The 23338-nt window shown below is 70.7% G+C and carries 17 protein-coding genes and 1 tRNA gene; 11 read left to right on the top strand and 7 right to left on the bottom strand.

Annotated elements, in window-relative coordinates:
* Positions 1-63 precede the first annotated feature (63 nt).
* Positions 64-906: a DUF4184 family protein gene (locus tag ACZ6SQ_RS36250; protein ID WP_469569903.1), complete on the top strand. Its 843-nt coding sequence runs from the start codon at positions 64-66 to the stop codon at positions 904-906.
* Here ACZ6SQ_RS36250 and ACZ6SQ_RS36245 read toward each other — a convergent pair.
* Positions 839-1240 carry a hypothetical protein gene (locus ACZ6SQ_RS36245; RefSeq protein ID WP_469569900.1) on the bottom strand — a complete coding sequence of 134 codons (402 nt, stop codon included), beginning with the start codon at positions 1238-1240 and terminating at the stop codon, positions 839-841. The two genes, ACZ6SQ_RS36250 and ACZ6SQ_RS36245, sit on opposite strands and share 68 nt — an antisense overlap.
* 219 nt (positions 1241-1459) lie before the next feature.
* Positions 1460-4183, bottom strand: a complete 2724-nt coding sequence (gene polA / locus ACZ6SQ_RS36240) for a DNA polymerase I (RefSeq protein WP_469569897.1) — start codon at positions 4181-4183, stop codon at positions 1460-1462.
* 321 nt (positions 4184-4504) lie between these two features.
* Here polA and ACZ6SQ_RS36235 point away from each other — a divergent pair, with 321 nt between their 5' ends.
* The 8 genes from ACZ6SQ_RS36235 to ACZ6SQ_RS36200 all read left to right on the top strand — a co-directional run bounded on the left by ACZ6SQ_RS36235 (position 4505) and on the right by ACZ6SQ_RS36200 (position 14683).
* Positions 4505-6784: an FdhF/YdeP family oxidoreductase gene (locus ACZ6SQ_RS36235; protein ID WP_469569895.1), complete on the top strand. Its 2280-nt coding sequence runs from the start codon at positions 4505-4507 to the stop codon at positions 6782-6784.
* 52 nt (positions 6785-6836) lie between these two features.
* On the top strand, positions 6837-7325 hold the full coding sequence (locus tag ACZ6SQ_RS36230) for a hotdog fold thioesterase (protein ID WP_389329328.1): 489 nt from the start codon (positions 6837-6839) through the stop codon (positions 7323-7325).
* Between the two features lie 326 nt (positions 7326-7651).
* A complete protein-coding gene (locus ACZ6SQ_RS36225; RefSeq protein ID WP_469569892.1) occupies positions 7652-8053 on the top strand; it encodes a hypothetical protein in 402 nt (133 codons plus the stop codon).
* Positions 8054-8932: 879 nt separating this feature from the next.
* Positions 8933-10171, top strand: coding sequence for a branched-chain amino acid ABC transporter substrate-binding protein (locus ACZ6SQ_RS36220; protein WP_469569889.1), 1239 nt, complete (start codon positions 8933-8935; stop codon positions 10169-10171).
* Between the two features lie 115 nt (positions 10172-10286).
* On the top strand, positions 10287-11219 hold the full coding sequence (locus tag ACZ6SQ_RS36215; RefSeq protein WP_469569886.1) for a branched-chain amino acid ABC transporter permease: 933 nt from the start codon (positions 10287-10289) through the stop codon (positions 11217-11219).
* A 5-nt stretch (positions 11220-11224) separates the two neighbouring features.
* Positions 11225-13051, top strand: a complete 1827-nt coding sequence (locus tag ACZ6SQ_RS36210; RefSeq protein ID WP_469569884.1) for a branched-chain amino acid ABC transporter permease — start codon at positions 11225-11227, stop codon at positions 13049-13051.
* A gap of 4 nt (positions 13052-13055) precedes the next feature.
* Entirely contained in the window at positions 13056-13970 is a 915-nt protein-coding gene (locus ACZ6SQ_RS36205) for an ABC transporter ATP-binding protein (protein WP_469569882.1), read from the top strand.
* The gene (locus tag ACZ6SQ_RS36200; RefSeq protein ID WP_386380276.1) at positions 13967-14683 is read left to right on the top strand and encodes an ABC transporter ATP-binding protein; all 717 of its coding nucleotides are present in this window, start codon (positions 13967-13969) and stop codon (positions 14681-14683) included. The genes ACZ6SQ_RS36205 and ACZ6SQ_RS36200 overlap by 4 nt, the downstream gene beginning before the upstream one ends.
* Before the next feature lie 74 nt (positions 14684-14757).
* Here ACZ6SQ_RS36200 and ACZ6SQ_RS36195 read toward each other — a convergent pair whose 3' ends face one another.
* Positions 14758-15423: an ANTAR domain-containing response regulator gene (locus ACZ6SQ_RS36195; RefSeq protein ID WP_386380277.1), complete on the bottom strand. Its 666-nt coding sequence runs from the start codon at positions 15421-15423 to the stop codon at positions 14758-14760.
* Positions 15424-15524: 101 nt separating this feature from the next.
* Between ACZ6SQ_RS36195 and ACZ6SQ_RS36190 the strand changes: the two genes are divergently transcribed.
* Positions 15525-15597: transfer RNA gene (locus ACZ6SQ_RS36190), tRNA-Leu, on the top strand.
* Positions 15598-15822: 225 nt separating this feature from the next.
* Here ACZ6SQ_RS36190 and pyk read toward each other — a convergent pair.
* Together pyk and ACZ6SQ_RS36180 are read right to left on the bottom strand one after the other, a co-directional pair.
* Entirely contained in the window at positions 15823-17253 is a 1431-nt protein-coding gene (pyk, locus tag ACZ6SQ_RS36185; protein ID WP_469569878.1) for a pyruvate kinase, read from the bottom strand.
* 205 nt (positions 17254-17458) lie between these two features.
* Positions 17459-18175: an SIMPL domain-containing protein gene (locus ACZ6SQ_RS36180; RefSeq protein WP_469569876.1), complete on the bottom strand. Its 717-nt coding sequence runs from the start codon at positions 18173-18175 to the stop codon at positions 17459-17461.
* Between the two features lie 168 nt (positions 18176-18343).
* Here ACZ6SQ_RS36180 and ACZ6SQ_RS36175 point away from each other — a divergent pair, with 168 nt between their 5' ends.
* On the top strand, positions 18344-20152 hold the full coding sequence (locus ACZ6SQ_RS36175; RefSeq protein WP_469569873.1) for a bifunctional metallophosphatase/5'-nucleotidase: 1809 nt from the start codon (positions 18344-18346) through the stop codon (positions 20150-20152).
* A 109-nt stretch (positions 20153-20261) separates the two neighbouring features.
* On the opposite strand, the gene ACZ6SQ_RS36170 is transcribed toward ACZ6SQ_RS36175, so the two are convergent.
* Entirely contained in the window at positions 20262-21683 is a 1422-nt protein-coding gene (locus ACZ6SQ_RS36170; RefSeq protein WP_469569870.1) for a lysine N(6)-hydroxylase/L-ornithine N(5)-oxygenase family protein, read from the bottom strand.
* Complete coding sequence (locus tag ACZ6SQ_RS36165) at positions 21680-23053, bottom strand: pyridoxal phosphate-dependent decarboxylase family protein (RefSeq protein WP_469569868.1); 1374 nt, start codon at positions 23051-23053, stop codon at positions 21680-21682. The genes ACZ6SQ_RS36170 and ACZ6SQ_RS36165 overlap by 4 nt, the downstream gene beginning before the upstream one ends.
* Positions 23054-23338 lie beyond the last annotated feature (285 nt).

The raw sequence follows: 23338 nt of genomic DNA, 5'->3' as shown, positions 1-23338 counted from the left end.
ACTGAACTGCGGAGGCGGCCCAGGAGTGCGGGTCCGGCCCAACATCCTTCACAGGGAGAGCACTTGCCGTTCACCTTGAGCCATGCGGCCGCCGTGCTGCCCGTCGTGCGCACCGACGGAACCGGCCGCGGGGCGTTGATGCCGGCCGCCCTGATCGCGGGTTCGTTCTCGCCCGACTTGACCTATTACGCGGCGGGCGCGGTGTCCGGGGCGATGGAGTTCGGCGAGTTCACGCACTCGTTCCCCGGGGTGTTCACGGTCGATGTGCTCGTCTCGTGGGCCCTGGTCGGACTCTGGCTCCTCGTGCGCGAACCGCTCGTCGCGCTGCTCCCCCGACGCCGGCGGCCCCGGACGGCGACGCTGCTGCGCTGCGGGGCGCCACGCGCGCGTGTGCGGGCCTCGGCGGCGGCGTGGTGGTACGTCTCCGCGGCGCTCGGAGCGCTGACGCATGTCGTGTGGGACGCGTTCACGCACTTCGACGGCTGGGGCCTGCGCGTCTTCCCCGTGCTCGACCGGGACATCGCGGGCTCACCGCTGTTCTGGTACCTCCAGTACGGCGGTTCGGCGGTCGCCGCTGCGGTGATCCTGGTGTTCCTCGCACGGGCGCTGCGACGGGTGCCCGCCGCCGAGCCGGTGGGGCTGCCGTCGCTGTCCGCGAGGGACCGGTGGGCGGCCGGGGCGCTGATCGGCGGCTGCGCGCTCGGGGCGGCGGTCCAGCGGGTGGCCCAGTGGTGGGCCGAGCGGGGCGCCTCCGCGAAGCCGTGGGAGCTGATCCCGACCCTGTGCTTCGGGGTGGGCGCCGGACTGCTCGTCGGAGTCCTGCTGTACGCCGTCGCGGTCAGGGTGTGGCGCCCGGCCCCGGCTCAGGACGTGACCAGCAGGGAGCCGAGCCGGGCGGCGCGCTGAGGGCAGGCCCCGCGGCGACGAACACGGTCAGCGTGCCGGCCGGGCGGGTGCGAGGCAGCAGGGCGAGCAGGAGGGCGAGGTAGCCGCCCGCCAGATCGGCCCACTGCCGCCACGGAGCCGTACCGGACAGCCGGCCGACGACGAGGGGGCGGAAACGGACGAGCGGCCCGAGGGCCCGGCACCGGGCGAGCGCGCGGGCGAGGTCCGCGGCGACGCTACGGACGGCCTCGGCCGGGCCGAGGACGATACGGGCGGTGCTTGCCCCGGCGGCGAAGGCGGGGACCGGCGCGAGCGGCTGTCGGGCCGGCCGGCGGTCGAGCATGCGTATACCCATGCCCGCATCCTGACGGCCGAAGACGCCGATCTGCTTTCCCGCGGGGGCCACGCGGGTGACGGCTCTCCGGGGGTACGGCACGCGGCCGGACCGGGCGGGGGCCGGTGAGTAGTGCTGAGAACGGCCGGCTGACGAGGGCCGCGAAGGCTCGGAGAACGGCCGACGGCCCCCGGCGGCGTACTGCCGGCGGAGGCCGTCGCACAAGGCTGCGTGGTATGCCTAGTGCGCCGCCGACTCCCAGTCCGCCCCCACGCCCACCGAGACGTCCAGCGGAGCGAGGAGGTGCACGGCGCCGGCCATCTCGCGGCGGACGACCTCCTCGACGGCCTCGCGCTCGCCGGGGGCGATCTCCAGGACGATTTCGTCGTGGACCTGGAGGAGCATGCGGGAGGTCAGGTCCGCCTCGCGGAGGGCCTTGTCCACATGCAGCATGGCGATCTTGACGATGTCCGCCGCCGTGCCCTGGATCGGTGCGTTCAGCGCCATCCGCTCGGCCGCCTCGCGGCGCTGGCGGTTGTCGCTGTTGAGGTCGGGCAGATAGCGGCGGCGGCCGAACAGCGTGGCCGTGTAGCCCGTCGCCCGGGCCTCGTCGACGACCCGGCGCAGATAGTCCCGCACCCCGCCGAAGCGCTCGAAGTAGGTGTCCATCAGACCGCGCGCCTCGGCGGCCTCGATGTTCAGCTGCTGGGAGAGGCCGAACGCGGACAGACCGTAGGCCAGGCCGTACGACATGGCCTTGATCTTGCGGCGCATCTCGGCGTCCACCGCCGATCGCTCGACGGCGAACACCTGCGAGGCGACAGTGGTGTGCAGGTCCTCGCCGGATGTGAACGCCTCGATCAGGCCCTCGTCCTCGGACAGATGGGCCATCACGCGCAGCTCGATCTGGCTGTAGTCGGCCGTCATGAGGGACTCGAAGCCCTCTCCGACCACGAAGCCGCGGCGGATCGCCCTGCCCTCGTCCGTGCGGACGGGGATGTTCTGCAGGTTCGGGTCGGTGGACGACAGACGGCCCGTGGCGGCCACCGTCTGGTTGAACGTCGTGTGGATACGGCCGTCCGTCGCGATGGTCTTGATCAGGCCCTCGACCGTGACCCGCAGCTTCGCCTGCTCACGGTGGCGCAGCATGATCACCGGAAGCTCGTTGTCCGTCTGGGTCGCGAGCCAGGCCAGCGCGTCGGCGTCGGTGGTGTAGCCGGTCTTGGTCTTCTTCGTCCTGGGCAGGCCCAGCTCACCGAAGAGGACCTCCTGGAGCTGCTTGGGCGAGCCCAGGTTGAACTCGTGCCCGGCCGCCGCGTGCGCCTCCTTCACGGCCTGCTGCACGGCACCGGCGAACATCTGCTCCATGGCTTCGAGGTGGGCGCGGTCGGCCGCGATGCCGTGCCGCTCCATCCGGGCGAGCAGCGCCGAGGTCGGCAGCTCCATGTCGCGCAGCAGCTCGGCGGAGCCGACCTCCTCCAGCCGGCCCTCGAAGGCCTGGCCGAGGTCGAGGACCGCGCGGGCCTGGATCATCAGCGCCTCGGCCTCGGCGCCGTCGTCCGCGCCGAAGGCGAGCTGTCCGTCGGCTGCGGCGGCCGGGGCCAGTTCGCGGCCCAGGTACTCCAGGGACAGCGCGTCCAGGTCGAAGGTGCGGCGGCCCGGCTTGACCAGGTAGGCGGCGAGCGCGGTGTCCATACCGACGCCGGCGACGCTCCAGCCGTGCTCGGCGAAGACGCGCATCGCGCCCTTGGCGTTGTGGAAGATCTTCGGCCGGGCCTCGTCCGCGAGCCAGGCCGCCCAGGTGCGCTCGTCGGCCTCGTCCAGCTGGGACGGGTCGAACCAGGCGGCGGCCCCGTCGGGCGCGGCCAGCGCGATCTCGGCGACCGAGCCGGTGCCCAGGGCCCAGGTGCCGACCGTGGCGACGCCGAGCACTCCGGTGCCGTGCTCGGTGAGCCAGCCGGTCAGCTCGCCGGTGCCCAGTACGGTGCCCTCCACCTCGACGCCGTCGGCGACGACGGGGGTGGTCTCGGCCTCCTCGGCGCCCGGGTCGACGGCGAGCAGCCGCTCGCGCAGCGAGGGGTTCCGGATCTCCAGGGTGTCCAGGACCATCGCGACGGACTTGCGGTCGTACGGCAGGCGCTCGAGGTCGGCGACTCCCTTGGGCAGCTCGACGGTGCGCACCATCTCGGTGAGCCGCCGGTTGAGCTTGACGGCCTCCAGGTGGTCACGGAGGTTCTGCCCGGCCTTGCCCTTGACCTCCTCGACGCGCTCGACCAGCTCGGCGAACGAACCGAACTGGTTGATCCACTTCGCGGCCGTCTTCTCGCCGACGCCCGGGATGCCGGGGAGGTTGTCGGACGGGTCGCCGCGCAGGGCGGCGAAGTCCGGGTACTGCGCGGGCGTCAGGGCGTACTTCTCGAACACCTTCTCCGGGGTGAACCGGGTCAGCTCGGAGACGCCCTTGGTCGGGTACAGCACCGTGGTGTGCTCGGACACCAGCTGGAAGGAGTCGCGGTCGCCCGTGACGATCAGCACCTCGAAGCCCTCGGCCTCGGCCTGGGTGGCGAGCGTGGCGATGACGTCGTCGGCCTCGAAGCCGTCGACCGCGAACCGGGAGACGTGCATCGCGTCGAGCAGCTCGCCGATCAGCTCGACCTGGCCCTTGAACTCGTCCGGGGTCTTGGAGCGGTTCGCCTTGTACTCGGTGAACTCCTCCGAGCGCCAGGTCTTGCGCGAGACGTCGAAGGCCACCGCGAAGTGCGTGGGCGCCTCGTCGCGCAGGGTGTTCGCCAGCATCGACGCGAAGCCGTAGATCGCGTTCGTCGGCTGGCCCGTCGCGGTGGTGAAGTTCTCCGCGGGCAGCGCGAAGAACGCGCGGTAGGCCAGCGAGTGCCCGTCCATCAGCATCAGCCGCGGACGGTCGCCGGAGGTCTTGTCGGTCTTCTTCGATGCTGTCTCTGCCACGCCCCCGATCCTGCCACGCCCCACTGACACTCGGCCCCCACCTCCCGGGCGACACCGCTCGAGGGGCGGCCGGCGGACGGGGACGCGCCACGCCCACGCCCTCGCCGGGGGCGGCTGCGGGACGAGGAGCGCCACGCGAGCACCCGCGCCCAGCCCCACACACGCACCCGCACCCGCACCCGCACCCGCACCCGAAAGAACCCGTCACCCCCCGCGCACCATGCCCGCACAGCCCGTAAGCCCGGCGGCTCCCGCTGTCGGTGCCCCGTGCGAGGATCGAAGAGGTACCGCACACACGCAGGAGTAAAAGGAGAGCGTGGCATGGCAACGAAGCCGCCCACCGCCGATCCGGTCCAGGACGCACCCGAGGTCGCGGAGCCGCAGCACGCGGCGGCGGGGCTCACGGCCATCGGGCACACCCTGCGTGTCGCGCAGCAGCAGATGGGCGTCAAGCGCACCGCGCTGACCCTGCTGCGGGTCAACCAGAAGGACGGCTTCGACTGCCCGGGCTGCGCCTGGCCCGAGCCGGACCACCGGCACGCGATGGAGTTCTGCGAGAACGGCGCGAAGGCGGTCGCCGAGGAGGCCACGCTGCGCCGGGTGACCCCCGAGTTCTTCGCCGCGCACCCCGTCGCCGACCTGGCGAACCGCAGCGGTTACTGGCTGGGCCAGCAGGGCCGGCTCACGCACCCGATGTACCTGCCCGAGGGCGGCGAGCACTACGAGCCGGTCACCTGGGAGCGCGCCTTCGACATCGTCGCCGAGGAGATCGCCGCGCTCGGCTCCCCCGACGAGGCCGTGTTCTACACCTCGGGCCGGACCAGCAACGAGGCCGCGTTCCTCTACCAGCTGTTCGCGCGCGAGCTGGGCACCAACAACCTGCCGGACTGCTCCAACATGTGCCACGAGTCGTCGGGCTCGGCGCTCAACGAGACCATCGGCATCGGCAAGGGCAGCGTCCTGCTGGAGGACCTTTACCAGGCCGATCTGATCGTCGTGGCCGGGCAGAACCCCGGCACCAACCATCCGCGCATGCTCTCCGCCCTGGAGCGGGCGAAGGCGAACGGCGCGCGGATCATCAGCGTCAACCCGCTGCCCGAGGCGGGCCTGGAGCGCTTCAAGAACCCGCAGACCGCCAAGGGGCTCACCACCGGCGCCTCGCTCACCGATCTGTTCCTCCAGATCCGCATCGGCGGCGACCAGGCCCTGTTCCGTCTCCTCAACAAGCTGATCCTTCAGACCGAGGGCGGCGTCGACGAGCTGTTCGTGCGCGAGCACACCCATGGCTTCGAGGAGTTCGCCGAGGCCGCCCGCGCCGCCGACTGGGACGAGACCCTCGCGGCGACCGGCCTGTCGCGCCAGGAGATCGAGCGGGCCCTGGAGATGGTGCTGGCGTCCAGGCGCACGATCGTGTGCTGGGCGATGGGCCTCACCCAGCACAAGCACGCGGTGCCGACCATCCGCGAGGTGGTCAACTTCCTGCTGCTGCGCGGCAACATCGGCCGCCCCGGCGCGGGCGTGTGCCCGGTGCGCGGCCACTCCAACGTGCAGGGCGACCGCACGATGGGCATCTTCGAACGGCCCGCGCCCGCCTTCCTCGACGCCCTGGAGAAGGAGTTCGGGTTCGCGCCCCCGCGCGAGCACGGCTTCGACGTCGTCCGCGCGATCCAGGCGCTGCGCGACGGCGAGGCGAAGGTCTTCTTCGCCATGGGCGGCAACTTCGTCTCCGCCTCCCCCGACACCGACGTCACCGAGGCGGCCATGCGGCGCGCCCGGCTGACCGTGCATGTGTCGACCAAGCTGAACCGCTCGCACGCGGTCACGGGCGCGCGTGCCCTGATCCTGCCGACGCTGGGCCGTACCGAGCGCGACGTCCAGGGCGGCGGCGAGCAGTTCGTGACCGTCGAGGACTCGATGGGCATGGTGCACGCCTCCCGGGGCCGCCTGGAGCCCGCGGGCAGGCAGTTGCTGTCGGAGCCGGCGATCGTGTGCCGGCTGGCGCGGCGGGTGCTGGGCGAGGGGTCGAACACACCGTGGGAGGAGTTCGAGAAGGACTACGCCGCGATCCGGGACCGCATCGCGCGCGTGATCCCCGGCTTCGAGGACTTCAACGCGCGCGTGGAGCAACCCGGCGGCTTCACGCTGCCGCACGCCCCGCGCGACGAGCGCCGCTTCCCCACCGCGACCGGCAAGGCCAACTTCACCGCCGCGCCGGTGGAGTTCCCCGACCTGCCCGAGGGACGGCTGCTGCTCCAGACGCTGCGCTCGCACGACCAGTACAACACCACGATCTACGGCCTGGACGACCGCTACCGGGGCATCCGGGGCGGCCGGCGCGTGGTCCTGGTCAACGCCGAGGACGCGCGGGCCCTCGGGGTCGCCGACGGCGCGTACGTGGACCTGGTGAGCGAGTGGCGGGACGGCGTGGAGCGTCGCGCGCCGGGCTTCCGGGTCGTGCTCTACCCGACCGCGCGGGGCTGCGCGGCCGCCTACTACCCGGAGACCAACGTGCTCGTCCCGCTGGACGCCACCGCGGACACCAGCAACACCCCGGCCAGCAAGTCCGTAGTGGTCCGTCTGGAACAATCGGCGACCGACTGAGCGTTTGCTCAGCCGAGAGTGACGTATTGGCCGAACGAACGGAGCCGGGTCCATGGGCGAGCAGCAGCACGTGAAGTTCCCGCAGGAGGTCCTCGACGAGTACGCGGCCCTCGGCGTCGACCTGCCCGCCCTGTTCTCCGCGGGGCATCTCGGCACGCGCATGGGCGTCCAGATCGTGGAGGCCTCCGCCGAGCGGGTCGTCGGCACCATGCCGGTCGAGGGCAACACCCAGCCGTACGGCCTGCTGCACGGTGGCGCTTCCGCGGTGCTGGCCGAGACCCTCGGCTCGATCGGCTCGATGCTGCACGGCGGCGTCTCGAAGATCGCCGTCGGTGTCGACCTGAACTGCACGCACCACCGCGGCGTGCGCTCCGGCGTCGTCACCGGTGTGGCCACGCCCGTCCACCAGGGCCGGTCCACGGCGACGTACGAGATCGTGATCAGCGACGAGGAGGGGCGGCGCGTGTGCAGCGCGCGGCTGACCTGCCTGCTGCGCGACGTCGGCCCCAAGGACGCGGAGCGGGTGGGCGCCCAGGCCTGACCGGCACCGGACGGAGACCGACGGACACCCCGCACCGCACGGAGACCGGCGGTCACCCGGCACCGGACGACGGCCGCCGGTAGTCAGCCGGCGAAGCCCGCGTGGGTCGCGACGTACGCGACCCACGCGGGCCCTGCCCCCGCCCCGGGCCACCCGGCCCGGCAGACCCGCCGCGAGGCAACCACGTCCCGCGCGGTTCCGCATGCGCCCTGTGGACGGCAAGGTCCCCGGCCCGACCCGAAACGATCACGCCAAACCCCGCCCGTCCAAGGACGCCGCGCCGCCACCCCGTTGATCCCGTACGCGCGGAGGCATAACGTCGGTACATGACAACGAGAGGGCACCTCTCGTGGGGAGCGGCGCTGTGCGGGGCACTCCTGTTGTCCGGCCCGCTGATCTCCGGATGCGCCGACGCGGACCGGCCGGCGGACGAGGCGGCCGCCTCCGGGGCGCAGTCGCCGCACACCACCACGCCTGCCGACCTGTGCGCCCGGATCGTCGCCCACTGGTCGCGCGAGGTCCTCGACAGCGGCACGTACGGGGACTACCAGTCGATGGGCCTCTCCAACGGGCAGTACGAGATCCTCATCGCTGTCGTCGATGCCGCCCGCGCCGAACGGGAGCGTCACGGCTCCGCGGCCGCAAGGCGGTTGATAGACCGTCAGGCCCACCGGCACTGCGCCGATCGCCACCGCGCGGGCGAACCGACCGGGGGGCCGTGGAGTTGAGCGGCACAGGCCCCGTCGAACCGGGCGAAGGGACCCTGGAGCGGCCCCTGTTGAAGGCGCGCCCTCCGCTGCTCCCGCGCGGCGGCCCCGCCCGCCGCGCCCTGATCGCGGGCGCGAGCGCCGCCGCCCTCCTCGTCGCGGGCGGCTACCTCTACGCCACCCGGCCGGAGCCGCCACCGAAGGCAGCGCCGCCCTACCCCTCACAGGTGGTCAGAGTCGACTATGTCGGCCCCGCGACCCCACCATCCAGTGCCCCGAGGGGTAGTTTCGCCTTCGAAATCTCGCTGAACGTGGCATCCGGTCCACAGATTACGGTGCTGCGGATATCTCAGCCGTACTCCGGCCTTTCCATGACATCGAATCCTCGCCCGCCTTTCCGGACAAGGGCCCAAATCCCCTACAAGATCCGCATCAGCATGTGGGTGACGGAATGCGGGAAAGTACCCCGGAGCGCCGGGCTCCCTTTCCTCGACGTAACTCTACGTAATGCGCGCGCAATACAGACGCACAGCTTCATCCTCGGCACCCCCTACGCACAGGATCTGGCGGGCGCTCTGCAAGTAGCCTGCAGCAACGAGTTTGCGACATCACCAAAACGCTAGATCACTCCTGTTGGTGACGGAGTCCGTCCTGCGCGTCTCACAATGCAGACTTCGCGAATCGGCTAGAATTCCGCGCTTCCCCCCAGGAAGTACCGCTCTGCATTACCTCGTGTCATAACAAGAGAGTCACAGCCTTCGTCAGGCACTCCTCCCAGTTCCCCACCCACGCTTAGAGTCACGCCCAGTCACCGCGCCAACGGAATCGAAGTCACTTCGGCCCCAGCGCTCGACTCGGCTCTCCCACCAGGGAGGGCCGCGCCAGGGAAAGGACTGGATCGTGCGTCAACGTTCGCTCATCGCCATTACCGCCGCGCTGGCAGCGGGAGCTCTCACCCTCACCGCCTGCGGCTCGCGCGACGAGAACGGCGGCGGCTCGGACAACAGCGGCGCCTCGGGCACCACCAAGGTCGTCATCGGTGTCGACGCCCCCCTGACGGGTGACCTCTCCGCGCTGGGTCTCGGCATCAAGAACTCCGTCGACCTCGCCGCCAAGACGGCCAACAAGGAGAAGTACGTCGAAGGTGTGACCTTCGAGGTCCAGGCCCTGGACGACCAGGCCCAGCCGTCCTCCGGCCAGCAGAACGCCACCAAGCTCGTCGCCAACAAGGACGTCCTCGGTGTCGTCGGCCCGCTGAACTCCTCCGTGGCCGAGTCCATGCAGAAGGTCTTCGACGACGCCAAGCTGGTCGAGGTCTCGCCCGCCAACACCAACCCCGCCCTCACCCAGGGCGCGGACTGGCAGAAGACGAAGGCGCGCACCTACAAGTCGTACTTCCGCACCGCGACCACGGACGCCATCCAGGGCCCGTTCGCCGCGCAGTACGTCTACAACGACGCCAAGAAGAAGAAGGTCTTCGTCATCGACGACAAGAAGACCTACGGCGCCGGCCTGGCGTCGACCTTCACCGAGGAGTTCAAGAAGCTCGGCGGCAAGGTCGTCGGCACCGAGCACATCGACCCCGACACCAAGGACTTCTCCGCGGTGGCCACCGAGGTCAAGAGCAGCGGCGCGGACGTCGTCTACTACGGCGGCGAGTACCCGCAGGCCGGCCCGCTCAGCAAGCAGATCAAGGCCGCCGGTTCCAAGATCCCGCTCGTCGGCGGTGACGGCATCTACAGCGCCGACTTCATCTCGCTGACCGGCGCCGCCGGCACCGGCGACCTGGCCACCTCGGTCGGCGCCCCGGTCGAGGAACTGCCCTCGGCGAAGGAGTTCGTCGCCAACTACAAGGCCGCGGGCTACAAGGAGGCCTTCGAGGCCTACGGCGGCTACTCCTACGACTCCGCCTGGGCGATCATCGAGGCCGTGAAGAAGGTCGTCGAGGACAACGGCGGCAAGCTCCCGGACGACGCGCGTGCCAAGGTCACCGAGGCCATGCAGGGCGTCTCCTTCGACGGTGTGACCGGCACGGTCTCCTTCGACGAGTTCGGTGACGCGACCAACAAGCAGCTCACCGTGTACGCCGTCAAGGACGGCAAGTGGGCCCCGGTCAAGTCCGGCACCTACACCGGCTGACACCTCCTCACGCACCACCCCTGAGCCGCGCGGGGCGCTGCAACACTGGCGCCCCGCGCGGACTCGCATCCGGTCCCATCCGTCGAATCATCCGAAACGTCTCGGAGGACATGCGGTGAACGAACTGCCGCAGCAGCTGGTCAACGGCCTGCTACTAGGATCCATGTACGGGCTGGTCGCCATTGGCTACACAATGGTCTATGGCATCGTCCAGCTCATCAACTTCGCCCACGGTGAGATCTTCATGGTGGGCGGGTTCGGTGCCCTCACAGTCTGGCTCTACGTGCTGCCCGACGGCACGTCGATGTGGGTGGCTCTGCCCCTCATGCTCATAGGCGGCATCATCGTCGCCGTGCTTGTCGCCATGGGGGCGGAACGGTTCGCCTACCGTCCCCTGCGTACCGCTCCACGCCTCGCCCCGCTGATCACGGCCATCGGCCTCTCGCTCGCCCTGCAGCAGGCGGTCTGGGCCTGGTACCCGGACGCGAACTCCGCGATCACCTTCCCGCAGATCGAGGGCGGCCCCTTCGAGATCGGCAACGTCACGATCCAGACCGGCGACGTCTTCCTCCTCGTCGCCGCTCCCATCAGCATGGCGATCCTCGCGTACTTCGTGATGAAGACCCGCACCGGCCGCGGCATGCAGGCCACCGCGCAGGACCCCGACACCGCCAAGCTCATGGGCATCAACACCGACCGCATCATCGTGATCGCGTTCGCCCTCGGTGCCGCGTTCGCCGCCGTCGGAGCCGTCGCCTACGGCCTCAAGTACGGCGAGGTCCAGTTCCGCATGGGCTTCATCCTCGGCCTCAAGGCCTTCACCGCGGCCGTCCTCGGCGGCATCGGCAACATCTACGGCGCCATGCTCGGCGGCATCGTCCTCGGCGTCGCCGAGGCCCTGTCGACGGCCTACATCGCCGACATCCCCGGCATGGAGCAGTTCGGCAGCCAGTCCTGGGCCAACGTCTGGGCCTTCGTACTCCTCATCCTCGTACTGCTGGTCAGGCCCCAGGGTCTGCTCGGCGAACGCGTCGCGGACAGGGCGTGAGACCGATGACGACACAGACAACCGCACCCGAGACGTCCCCCAGCGACGACGCCGTCAAGCACGCCGGTCTGATCGGGCTCCCCCAGCCCCTCGCCCGTGCCCTGGCCACCGCCGGCGGCGCCCTCGCCGTCGTCTCGACCTTCATGGCATGGACCTGGACCTCCGAGTTCCCCGGGGACCTCACCGTCTACGGCTACCCCGGCGGCCTCCAGGTCCTGGTCCTCATCGGCGGCGCCCTCACCACTCTGCTGGGCCTCTCCTCGTACGGCATCAAGGGTCTGCGCTGGCTGACCCCGGCCGGCTCCGACAGCGCCCTGCGGCTCGCCGCGTTCGGCACCTTCGCCACCGCCTGGTACACGATCATCGCGATCAGCGCCCAGCTCGGCGGCCTGGTGAACCTGGAGCCCGGCGGCTGGATCGCCGGCGTGGCCACGCTCGCGGCCGTGCTCGGCGCGTTCTCGCTGTCGTTCGACTGGCCCCGGCCCGAGCCCATCGATCCCGATGACAGCTGGACCGAGCATCAGCGTCACAAGCTGCGCGGAGCCGGCGCGGTCCTCAAGGCCTCGCTCGCGACCGGCACTTCCGCTCCGGCGCGCAAGCTCCCGGCGTACGCCGAGATCCTGATCATCGTCGCCGCGCTCACCGTCGGCCTGACCGTCTTCACGTACGGCATCGGCACCGAGTACGACGAACTGTTCATCGGCTTCATGATCACCGCCGCCTTCGGCTTCGCGGCTCTCGCCAAGGCCGGCCTCGTGGGCCGGGTCTCGGCGCTCACCACCAAGTACCGCACGGTCACGATGGCCGGTGCCTTCGCCGCGGCCGCCGCGTTCCCCTTCACCCAGTCCGACGACCAGTACGCGACGATCGGCGTCTACATCCTGATCTTCGCGACCGTGGCCCTCGGTCTGAACATCGTCGTCGGCCTCGCGGGCCTGCTCGACCTCGGTTACGTCGCCTTCCTCGGTGTCGGCGCCTACACCGCGGCCATGGTCTCCGGGTCCCCCTCCTCGCCGTTCGACCTCCAGCTGCCGTTCTGGGCCTCCGCCCTGGTCGGCGCGGCCGTCGCCATGATCTTCGGTGTCATCATCGGCGCACCGACCCTGCGTCTGCGCGGCGACTACCTGGCCATCGTCACCCTCGGCTTCGGTGAGATCTTCCGTATCACCGTCCTCAACCTGGACGGCACTTCGGGCCCCGACGTCACCAACGGCTCCAACGGCATCTCCGCCATCCCCAACCTCAACATCCTGGGCTTCGACTTCGGCGTCGAGCACACCATCTTCGGCTTCACCATCGCGCGGTTCGCCAACTACTTCCTGCTGATGCTCCTCATCACGCTGATCGTCGTGGTGGTCTTCCGCCGCAGCAGCGAGTCCCGTATCGGCCGCGCCTGGATCGCCATCCGCGAGGACGAGACGGCCGCGCTGGCCATGGGCATCAACGGCTTCCGGGTCAAGCTCATCGCCTTCGCCCTGGGCGCCGCTCTCGCCGGTCTCGCCGGTACGGTGCAGGCCCACGTCACGTACACCGTGACGCCGGAGCAGTACCAGTTCGCCCACGTCGTCCCGCCGAACTCCGCGTTCCTGCTGGCGGCCGTCGTCCTGGGCGGCATGGGCACCATCAGCGGCCCGCTCGTCGGCGCCGCCCTGCTCTACCTCATCCCGGCCAAGCTTCAGTTCCTCGGCGACTACCAGCTCTTCGCCTTCGGCCTCGCGCTGGTGCTGCTGATGCGCTTCCGCCCGGAGGGCCTCATCCCCAACCGGCGCCGCCAGCTCGAGTTCCACGAGGACGCCGCCGCTCCCACAGTCCTCGGCAAGGCAGGGGCCTGACCACATGACCACCGAAACCACCACCAAGGACACCGCCGCCACCAGCACGACGGTGCTCGACGCCCGCGGCGTCACCATGCGCTTCGGCGGCCTCACCGCCGTACGAGGCGTGGACCTCCAGGTCAACAGCGGTGAGATCGTCGGACTCATCGGCCCCAACGGCGCCGGCAAGACGACCTTCTTCAACTGCCTGACCGGTCTGTACGTGCCCACCGAGGGCGAGGTCCGCTACAAGGGCCAGGTCCTGCCGCCGAAGTCCTTCAAGGTCACCGCGGCCGGCGTCGCCCGTACGTTCCAGAACATCCGTCTGTTCGCCAACATGACGGTCCTGGAGAACGTCCTGGTCGGCCGGCACACCCGCACCAAGGAAGGCCTCTGGTCCGCCCTGCTGCGCGGTCCCGGCTTCCACAAGGCCGAGGCCGCCTCCCGCGCACGCGCCATGGAACTCCTGGAGTTCGTCGGGCTCGCGAGCAAGGCGGAGCACCTCGCGCGCAACCTCCCCTACGGCGAGCAGCGCAAGCTGGAGATCGCGCGAGCCCTGGCCAGCGAGCCCGGCCTGCTGCTCCTCGACGAGCCCACCGCCGGTATGAACCCCCAGGAGACCCGGGCCACCGAGGAACTGGTCTTCGCCATCCGCGACATGGGCATCGCCGTCCTCGTCATCGAGCACGACATGCGCTTCATCTTCAACCTCTGCGACCGGGTCGCCGTGCTCGTCCAGGGCGAGAAGCTCGTCGAGGGCGACAGCGCGACCGTCCAGGGCGACGAGCGCGTCGTCGCCGCCTACCTCGGCGAGCCCTTCGAGGGCGACCCGGGCACGAAGGAGGCGGCGGAGGTCGCGGCCGCGGAGGACGGGGCCGCCGAGGCAGCAGCCGACGCACCGAAGGACAACGCGCCCGGCAAGGAGAACGACCGATGACCGCACTGCTCGAAGTCGAGGACCTCCGGGTCGCCTACGGCAAGATCGAGGCCGTGAAGGGCATCTCCTTCAAGGTGGAGGCCGGCGAGGTCGTCACCCTGATCGGCACCAACGGCGCGGGCAAGACCACGACCCTGCGCACGCTGTCCGGTCTGCTCAAGCCGGTCGGCGGCCAGATCCGCTTCGAGGGCAAGTCCCTCAAGAAGATCCCCGCCCACAAGATCGTCTCGCTGGGACTCGCGCACTCCCCCGAGGGGCGGCACATCTTCCCCCGCATGACGATCGAGGACAACCTCCGTCTCGGTGCCTTCCTGCGCAGCGACAGGACCGGCATCGAGAAGGACATCCAGCGCGCCTACGACCTCTTCCCCATCCTCGGGGAACGCCGCAAGCAGGCCGCGGGAACCCTTTCGGGCGGTGAGCAGCAGATGCTCGCCATGGGCCGGGCGCTGATGTCCCAGCCGAAGCTGCTCATGCTCGACGAGCCCTCGATGGGTCTCTCCCCGATCATGATGCAGAAGATCATGGCAACCATCGCCGAGCTCAAGTCGCAGGGCACGACGATCCTTCTCGTCGAGCAGAACGCCCAGGCGGCGCTGTCCCTGGCCGACCACGGCCATGTGATGGAGGTCGGCAGCGTCGTCCTGTCGGGCACGGGCCGGGACCTGCTCCACGACGACTCGGTGCGCAAGGCGTACCTCGGCGAGGACTGAGACACCCGCGTGAACGGCTGAGGCCCGCGTCCCGGATCACCGGGGCGCGGGCCTCACGCTTGACGCGGCCGGGGTCAGCCCTTGTCGGCCTTCGCGGCCTTCTTCTCCTCGGCGTCCTGGATGACGGCCTCGGCGACCTGCTGCATGGACATGCGGCGGTCCATGGACGTCTTCTGGATCCAGCGGAACGCGGCCGGCTCCGACAGGCCGTACTCGGTCTGGAGGATCGACTTGGCGCGGTCGACCAGCTTGCGCGTCTCCAGGCGCAGAGTGAGGTCGGCGACCTCCTTCTCCAGCTCCTTGAGCTGCGTGTACCGGGACACGGCCATCTCGATCGCCGGCACGACGTCGCTCTTGCTGAAGGGCTTCACCAGGTACGCCATGGCACCGGCGTCCCGCGCCCGCTCGACCAGGTCGCGCTGGGAGAAGGCGGTGAGCATCAGCACCGGGGCGATCGACTCCTCGGTGATCTTCTCGGCCGCGGAGATGCCGTCGAGCTTGGGCATCTTCACGTCGAGGATGACCAGGTCGGGCCGGTGCTCACGGGCCAGTTCGACGGCCTGCTCGCCGTCGCCCGCCTCGCCTACGACCGTGTAGCCCTCCTCCTCCAGCATCTCCTTGAGGTCGAGGCGGATCAGGGCCTCGTCCTCGGCGATGACGACACGGGTCGTCAGCGGAGGCACGTGCGACTTGTCGTCGTCGGGCGCGTCTACGGGCTGGGGCGACTCGGGCGCGGTCACGGGGGCTCCTTGTTCAGGGCGGGGTACTGCTGACAAGAGCCTACCCAGCTGCGGTAAGGTGGGGACACGGCGGGTGACCGTCGTCCTTTGTTTCCAAGGAAGCCCCGGTAGCCCAGCGGTAGAGGCAATGGTCTCAAACACCATCCAGCGTCGGTTCGAATCCGACCCGGGGTACTTTTCCTCTAAATCCAAGGTCACTACCATTCGGCGGATGTTCGCGTTCTCGTGAACATCCGTTTTTCGCGTCGTATCGCCGGAATCGCTCACGTGCAGTAGCCATGCGAGCGAACGAACTCGGCATCCGAACAATCGCCGAACGAACAAACAATTCCGTCGTTCGCACCGCTCCGGCCGCACCGTTCGATTCCGGCCCGGCCGCCGCGTCAGTCCGTCAGTCCGTCAGTCCGAACCGTCGCCGATGTGGTGCACGCGGACCAGGTTGGTGGTGCCGGACACCCCGGGGGGCGAGCCGGCCGTGATGACGACCGTGTCGCCCTTCTCGCAGCGGCCGTATTTCAGCAGCAGCTCGTCGACCTGGGCGACCATCGCGTCGGTGGTGTCGACGCTCGGCCCGAGGAACGTCTCCACGCCCCAGGTGAGGCTGAGTTGGGAGCGGGTCGCCGGGTCGGGCGTGAAGGCGAGGAGGGGGATCGGGGAGCGGTAGCGGGACAGCCGGCGGGCGGTGTCGCCGGACTGGGTGAAGGCGACCAGGAACCGGGCGCCGAGGAAGTCGCCCATCTCCGCCGCCGCGCGGGCCACCGCGCCGCCCTGGGTGCGGGGCTTGTTGCGTTCGGTCAGCGGCGGCAGGCCCTTGGCGAGCATGTCCTCCTCCGCCGCCGCGACGATACGCGCCATCGTCCGGACCGTCTCGACGGCGTGCTTGCCGACGCTCGTCTCGCCGGACAGCATCACCGCGTCGGTGCCGTCGAGCACGGCGTTGGCGACGTCGCTGGCCTCGGCCCTGGTCGGACGTGAGTTGTCGATCATCGAGTCGAGCATCTGGGTCGCCACGATCACCGGCTTGGCGTTGCGCTTGGCCAGCTTGATCGCCCGCTTCTGGACCATCGGCACCTGCTCCAGCGGCATTTCCACGCCGAGGTCGCCGCGCGCGACCATGATGCCGTCGAAGGCGGCCACGATGTCGTCCACGGCGTCCACCGCCTGCGGCTTCTCCACCTTGGCGATGACCGGGAGCCGGCGGCCCTCCTCGGCCATGATCCGGTGCACGTCCTCGGCGTCGCGTCCGCTGCGGACGAAGGAGAGGGCGATGACGTCGCAGCCGGTGCGAAGGGCCCAGCGCAGGTCGTCCTCGTCCTTCTCGGAGAGCGCGGGGACGGAGACGGCGACCCCGGGGAGGTTGAGCCCCTTGTGGTCGGAGATCACACCGCCCTCGACGACGGTCGTGCGCACGCGCGGGCCGTCGACGGACGTGACCTCCAGGCAGACCTTGCCGTCGTCCACGAGGATGCGCTCACCGGCGGTGACGTCCTCCGCGAGCCCCTCGTACGTCGTCCCGCACTGATGGCGGTCGCCCTCGACGCCGTCCTCGACGGTGATGGTGAAGCTGTCGCCGCGTTCGAGGAGTACGGGTCCTTCGGTGAATCGGCCGAGTCGGATCTTCGGACCTTGAAGGTCGGCGAGGATGCCGACGCTGCGACCGGTCTCGTCCGCGGCCTTGCGGACGCGGTGGTAACGCTCCTCGTGCTCGGCGTGCGTGCCGTGGCTGAGGTTGAGGCGGGCTACGTCCATTCCGGCTTCGACCAATGCCTTGATCTGGTCGTACGAGTCGGTGGCGGGGCCCAGGGTACAGACGATCTTTGCTCGGCGCATGCTTCGAGCCTATGCCTTACCGGTGGGTAGAGAATTGGCCGGGCATGACCACTCAACAACCTTTGCGTGAAGGAGTGTTGACAACTGTTGAATTGTGCAGGGGGCCGCTCCGATGAGCATTTTCCCGGGGGCGGAGGCTTCTTCCGGACCGCCCGGGAAGCGGCCCCGCCTTTCCATTCGAATTCCGCTCGGCTGCCTGAATTCCTTACAGGCTCGGCGGATTCATCGTGAAGCGCGCGTCGACCATGGCGTACACGTGCTGGCGCTCGGGTTCGAGGTCGAGGGGCGCGGCGGTGTCGGCCTCGGCGGCCACGGCGTAGGCGGCGGAGCGCATCCGGCCGGGGCCGGCCTGGTGGGCCAGACGGTTCTCGGCGTCGGCGTCGGCGAGTTCGAGCAGGGCGACGAGACGGGTCCCGAGCGCCTCGGCGTACTCGCGGGCCCGCTGGACGGCCTCGCGCACGGCCTGCTGTCTGGCCTCGCGGTGGGCGGGCGAGTCGGGGCGCAGCGACCACCAGGGGCCGTCGACATGGGTGAGGTCCAGGTCGGCGATGCGGGTGGTGAGTTCACCGAGGGCGGTGAAGTCGGTGAGTTCGACGGTGATCCTTACGGTGCCGTGGTAGCTGTGCACGCGTTCGCCCCGGCCGTACTTGGTGAGCTCCGGGGTGACCGAGAAGGCGCCGGTCTCCACGCGTTCCACGGCGTCGCCGTAGGACCTGACGAGGTCGAGGACGGCGGCGTTGCGGCGGGTGAGGTCGTCGAGGGCCGCGCGGCGGTCGCGGCCCCGTGCGCCGACCGTGATACCGAGTCGGGCGAGCTCGGGGTCGACCTCGAGGTGGGCCTCGCCCCTGACGGCGATACGGGGCGCGCCGGGTGTGCCGTAGGGGACGGGCGGCTGGGGACTCGCGGGCTCGGGTGTGGTCATACGTCCCACTCTGTCACCGCGCGGGCGGTTCAAGTCCGTTGATTCACAGGTTGGGTCACCCAATCGAAACCTGCCCGGCCTATTGCGTCTCGCCATGCTCGGGTCAGAATCTACGCGCGCTGTCTACGCGCGTTGTTGCTGTTTCTCGTCGCCGAGGAGAGTTCGAACATGGCCTTGGACCGCCGGAAGTTCCTGAAGAAGTCCGCCGTGACCGGGGCGGGGGTGGCGCTGGCCGGCACGGCGGCGGCTCCGGCCGCGCAGGCCGCCGAGAGCGCGCCGGCCGCCGAGGGCCGGGAGAAGCGGTACGCGCTGACCGTGATGGGCACCACCGACCTGCACGGCAACGTCTTCAACTGGGACTACTTCAAGGACGCCGAGTACACCGACGCCAAGGGCAACTCCAAGGGCCTGGCGCGCATCTCGACCCTGGTCGACCAGGTGCGCGAGGAGAAGGGCCGCTGCAACACGCTGCTGCTCGACGCCGGTGACACGATCCAGGGCACCCCGCTGACCTACTACTACGCCAAGGTCGACCCGATCACCGCCGAGGGCGGTCCGGTGCACCCGATGGCACAGGCCATGAACGCCATCGGGTACGACGCGGTGGCGCTCGGCAACCACGAGTTCAACTACGGCATCGAGACGCTCCGCAAGTTCGAGGAGCAGTGCGACTTCCCGCTGCTGGGCGCGAACGCGGTGGACGCCAAGACACTGCGGCCCGCGTTCCCGCCGTACTTCATGAAGACCTTCCACGTGAAGGGCGCGCGGCCGGTGAAGGTGGCGGTGCTGGGTCTGACGAACCCCGGCATCGCGATCTGGGACAAGGCGTACGTGCAGGGCAAGCTGGCGTTCCCGGGTCTGGAGGAGCAGGCCGCGAAGTGGGTGCCGAAGCTGAAGTCGATGGGCGCGGACGTGGTGATCGTCTCCGCGCACAGCGGTTCGTCGGGCACGTCCTCCTACGGCGACCAGCTGCCGTACGTCGAGAACGCGGCGGCGAACGTGGCGCGGCTGGTGCCGGACATCGACGCGATCCTGGTGGGCCACGCCCACGTGGAGATCCCGGAGCTGAAGGTCGTCAACGAGAAGACGGGCCGGACGGTCGTGCTCTCCGAGCCGCTGTGCTACGCGGAGCGGCTGACCCTGTTCGACATCGGTCTGGTGTTCCGCAAGGGCCGTTGGGAGGTCGAGACGGTCGCGGCCTCGCTGCGCAACTCGAACACGGTGGCCGACGACCCGAAGATCTCCCAGCTGCTCGACGACGAGCACGCGGCCGTCGTGGAGTACGTCAACCAGGTGGTCGGAACGGCGACCGAAACGCTCACGACGGTCGATGCGCGCTACAAGGACGCTCCGATCATCGATCTGATCACAAAGGTTCAGGAGGACGTGGTCCGCGCCGCACTGGCGGGCGGCGCGTACGCAGCCCTGCCGGTGATCTCGCAGGCCTCCCCGTTCTCGCGCACGTCGGAGATCCCGGCGGGCCGGGTGACGATCCGCGACCTGTCCAGCCTGTACGTCTACGACAACACCCTGGTCGCGAAGCTGATGACGGGCGCGCAGGTCAGGGCGTACCTGGAGTACTCGGCGCAGTACTTCGCGCAGACCGCGCCCGGCGCGGCGGTGGACGTGGAGAAGCTGACGAACGCGGCCGGGCGTCCCGACTACAACTACGACTACGTGTCGGGTCTGTCCTACGAGATCGACATCGCCCAGCCGGCGGGTTCGCGGATCAGGAACCTGACCTACGACGGTGCCGCGCTGGACGATGCTCAGAAGTTCGTTTTCGCGGTGAACAACTACCGTGCGAACGGCGGTGGCGCGTTCCCGCACGTGGCGGCGGCGCAGGAGCTGTGGTCGGAGTCGACCGAGATCCGTACGCGGATCGCGGAGTGGGTCACCGCCAAGGGTGTGCTGGACCCGAAGGACTTCGCGTCGGTGGACTGGAAGCTGACCCGCGAGGGCACGCCGGTGTTCTGAGTCCCCCGCCGGACCGAAGTCCGTGCCGGGAGCGGGGTCTCCGGCGGGAGCAGGGGCTCCGCCGGGGGCTCGGGCCCGGCCCCCTGTCGGGGGCTGGGCCCAGTCGGCCTCAGATCCCTTCCGCGAGCGGGGTCAGCGCCCTGGGCGTCCGCGCGGAGGGGATCTGGGACCTTCGGTCCTCCAGCCCGAAGGTGGTGAAGGCGGTGCGGCGCGGCAGGGGGTAGGGCTCCTTGCCCGTCACGGAGTTGAGGATGGTCGCGCTGCGCCAGGCGGCGAGACCGAGGTCGGGGGCGCCGACGCCGTGGGTGTGGCGTTCGGCGTTCTGTACATAGACGGTGCAGCCGGCGCCGCTGACGGAGGCGTCGAGGACGAGCCGGAAGTCCTCGTCGACACGGGGGCGACCGGCGCTGTCGCGGCGCAGATACGGGTCGAGCCCGGCCAGGATGCGGCCGAGCGGGCGTTCGCGGTAGCCGGTGGCGAGGACGACGGCGTCGGTGGTGAGACGGCTGCGTGTGCCCTGCACCCGGTGTTCGAGGTGGAGTTCGATCTTCGTGTTGGCGATACGGCCCGCGGTGCGGACGTGGACGCCGGGGGTGAGCACGGCGTCGGGCCAGCCGCCGTGCAGGGTGCGGCGGTAGAGCTCGTCGTGGATGTCGGCGATGGTCTCGGCGTCGATGGCCTTGTGCAGCTGCCACTGGGCGCCGACCAGCTGGTCCCGGACGGGCTCGGCGAGCGCGTGGAAGTACCGGGTGTGGTCGGGGGTGAAGTGCTCCAGGCCGAGCTTGGAGTACTCCATGGGCGCGAAGGCCGCGGTGCGGCCGAGCCAGTGGAGGCCTTCCCGGCCGGCCGGGCGGTTGCGGAGCAGGTCGAGGAGGATCTCGGCGCCCGACTGCCCTGAGCCGATGACGGTGACATGACCGGCCTGGAGCAGGGCCTCGCGGTGTTCGCGGTAGTCGGCCGCGTGCAGGACGGGTACGCCGGGGGCGTCGACGAGCGGCTTCAGCGGGTCGGGGACGTAGGGCTCGGTGCCGACGCCGAGGACGATGTTCCGGGTGACGGTGCGGCCGAGGGCCTCCGCCTCCCCGTCGCCGTCGAGCTGGGTGTGGTCGACCTCGAAGACCTCCCGCTCGGGGTTGAAGCGGATGCCGTCGACCTGGTGACGGAAGCGCAGTCCGGGCAGGTTGTCCGCGACCCAGCGGCAGTAGGCGTCGTACTCGGCGCGCTGGATGCGGAAGCGCTCGGCGAAGTAGAACGGGAAGAGTCGCTCGCGGCTCTTGAGGTAGTTGAGGAAGGTCCAGGGGCTGGCGGGGTCGACGAGGGTGACCAGGTCGGCGAGGAAGGGCACCTGGAGGGTGGCCCCGTCGATGAGCAGACCGGGGTGCCAGTGGAAGGCGGGGCGCTGCTCGTAGAAGACCGCGTCGAGCTCGGCGAGCGGGTGGGCGAGCGCGGCGAGGGAGAGGTTGCTCGGGCCGATACCGATGCCGACGAGATCGCGCGGGGTGTCGCCGTCGTGGTGCGGGGGGCGGTTCATGGGGCGGTGTGTCCTTCCACGGTCCTGAGCAGCGCGGCCAGGTCCTCGGGCCGGGTGTGGGGGTTGAGCAGGGTCGCCTTCAGCCAGACGCGGCCGCCGGCCCGGGCCCTGCCGAGGACGGCACGGCCGTCGGTGAGCAGACGGCGGCGTACGGCGGCGACGGCCTCGTCGGTGGCGTGCGCGGGCCGGAACAGGACGGTGCTGATGACCGGCCGGTCGTACAGCTCGAAGGCGGGGTGTGCGGCGACGAGGTCCGCGAACTCCTGGGCGCGGTCGCAGACCCGGTCCACCAGCGCGCCCAGTCCGGCGCGGCCGAGCGTCCTGAGGGTGACCGCCACCTTGAGGATGTCGGGGCGCCGTGTGGTGCGCAGGGACCGGCCGAGCAGGTCGGGCAGGCCCGCCTCGGTGTCGTCGTCGGCGTTGAGGTAGTCGGCCTGCTGGTGCAGGGCCGCGAGGTCGCCGGGTTCGCGTACGGCAAGCAGGCCGACGGCGACCGGCTGCCAACCGAGTTTGTGCAGGTCGAGGGTGACCGTGTGGGCAGCGGCCAGGCCGTCCAGGAGGGGGCGGCGGCGGTCGCTGAACAGGAGCGGCCCGCCGTAGGCGGCGTCGACGTGCAGCCGGGCGCCATGGGCGCGGCACAGCGCCGCGATCTCGCCGAGGGGGTCGATGAGCCCGGCGTCGGTGGTGCCGGCGGTGGCGGCGACGAGGTGGGGGCCGGTGACGCTCTTGAGGGCGTCGTCGAGCGCGGCGGGGTCGAGGGTCCCGGCCGGGGCGGGCACGACGACCGGGGCGGGCAGGCCGAGCAGCCAGGCGGCACGGGTGAGCGAGTGATGGGCGTTCGCGCCGCACACCAGCCGGACGCCGCCGCCGCACGTCTCACGGGCCAGCAGCAGGGCGAGCTGGTTGGCCTCGGTGCCGCCGGTGGTGACGAGGGCGTCGCCGCCCTGGCGTCCCGGGTGGACCTCGGCGGCGAGGGCGCGGGTGACCAGGGCTTCGAGGGCGGAGGCGGCCGGGGCCTGGTCCCAGGAGTCGAGGGACGGGTTGAGGACGCTCGCGGCGAGGTCGGCCGCGGTGGCGACGGCGAGCGGCGGACAGTGCAGATGCGCGACGCACAGCGGTTCGGCGGGGTCGGCGGCGCCCTCCGCCAGGGCCCGCACGAGCGTGTGCAGGGCGCCCGGGTCGCCGTGGTCGGGCAGTACGTCGCCGACGGCGTCGGCCAGTCGCGCGGCGACCGCGTCGGGCCCGCCCGCGGGCATCGGACCGCCCCGGGCCCTGCGTCCCTCGTCCAGGGCGTCCAGAACGGTGCCGAGCAACGGCCTCAGCGCGCCGGGGCCTTGAGGACCAGAGGCGAGGGGTGGCGGCGTGCTCACGGGCTTCCTCCTCGGGCGCGTCGCGGCGACGGGCCGCGGCGGGATCCCCAGCTTGTACGGGGAGGGCGTGACGCGTCCGGAAAGCCGGTGACCGGAACCCGAAAGGGGGTACTTCCGCGGGGCAACGCGGGCCCGGGAGGGGCGGGTGGCGTGGGGTGGCGGCCGCGGGTGGCGTGGCGGCCTCAGCCGACGCGGGGGGGGGGGGGGGGGGGGGGGGGGGGGGGGGGGGGGGGGGGGGGGGGGGGGGGGGGGGGGGGGGGGGGGGGGGGGGGGGGGGGGGGGGGG

The organism is Streptomyces sp. NPDC048600 (assembly GCF_055587025.1).
Note: the sequence above shows the minus strand (reverse complement) of the source record. Positions and strands in the feature narration are given on the sequence as shown.

Excerpts from the sequence above, each read along its gene's own strand:
- ACZ6SQ_RS36245 (WP_469569900.1), bottom strand. The coding sequence starts at position 1,240 with ATGGGTATACGCATGCTCGACCGCCGGCCGGCCCGACAGCCGCTCGCG.
- ACZ6SQ_RS36235 (WP_469569895.1), top strand. The coding sequence starts at position 4,505 with ATGGCAACGAAGCCGCCCACCGCCGATCCGGTCCAGGACGCACCCGAG.
- ACZ6SQ_RS36230 (WP_389329328.1), top strand. The coding sequence starts at position 6,837 with ATGGGCGAGCAGCAGCACGTGAAGTTCCCGCAGGAGGTCCTCGACGAG.
- ACZ6SQ_RS36225 (WP_469569892.1), top strand. The coding sequence starts at position 7,652 with ATGACAACGAGAGGGCACCTCTCGTGGGGAGCGGCGCTGTGCGGGGCA.
- ACZ6SQ_RS36210 (WP_469569884.1), top strand. The coding sequence starts at position 11,225 with ATGACGACACAGACAACCGCACCCGAGACGTCCCCCAGCGACGACGCC.
- ACZ6SQ_RS36205 (WP_469569882.1), top strand. The coding sequence starts at position 13,056 with ATGACCACCGAAACCACCACCAAGGACACCGCCGCCACCAGCACGACG.
- ACZ6SQ_RS36200 (WP_386380276.1), top strand. The coding sequence starts at position 13,967 with ATGACCGCACTGCTCGAAGTCGAGGACCTCCGGGTCGCCTACGGCAAG.
- pyk (WP_469569878.1), bottom strand. The coding sequence starts at position 17,253 with ATGCGCCGAGCAAAGATCGTCTGTACCCTGGGCCCCGCCACCGACTCG.
- ACZ6SQ_RS36180 (WP_469569876.1), bottom strand. The coding sequence starts at position 18,175 with ATGACCACACCCGAGCCCGCGAGTCCCCAGCCGCCCGTCCCCTACGGC.
- ACZ6SQ_RS36175 (WP_469569873.1), top strand. The coding sequence starts at position 18,344 with ATGGCCTTGGACCGCCGGAAGTTCCTGAAGAAGTCCGCCGTGACCGGG.
- ACZ6SQ_RS36170 (WP_469569870.1), bottom strand. The coding sequence starts at position 21,683 with ATGAACCGCCCCCCGCACCACGACGGCGACACCCCGCGCGATCTCGTC.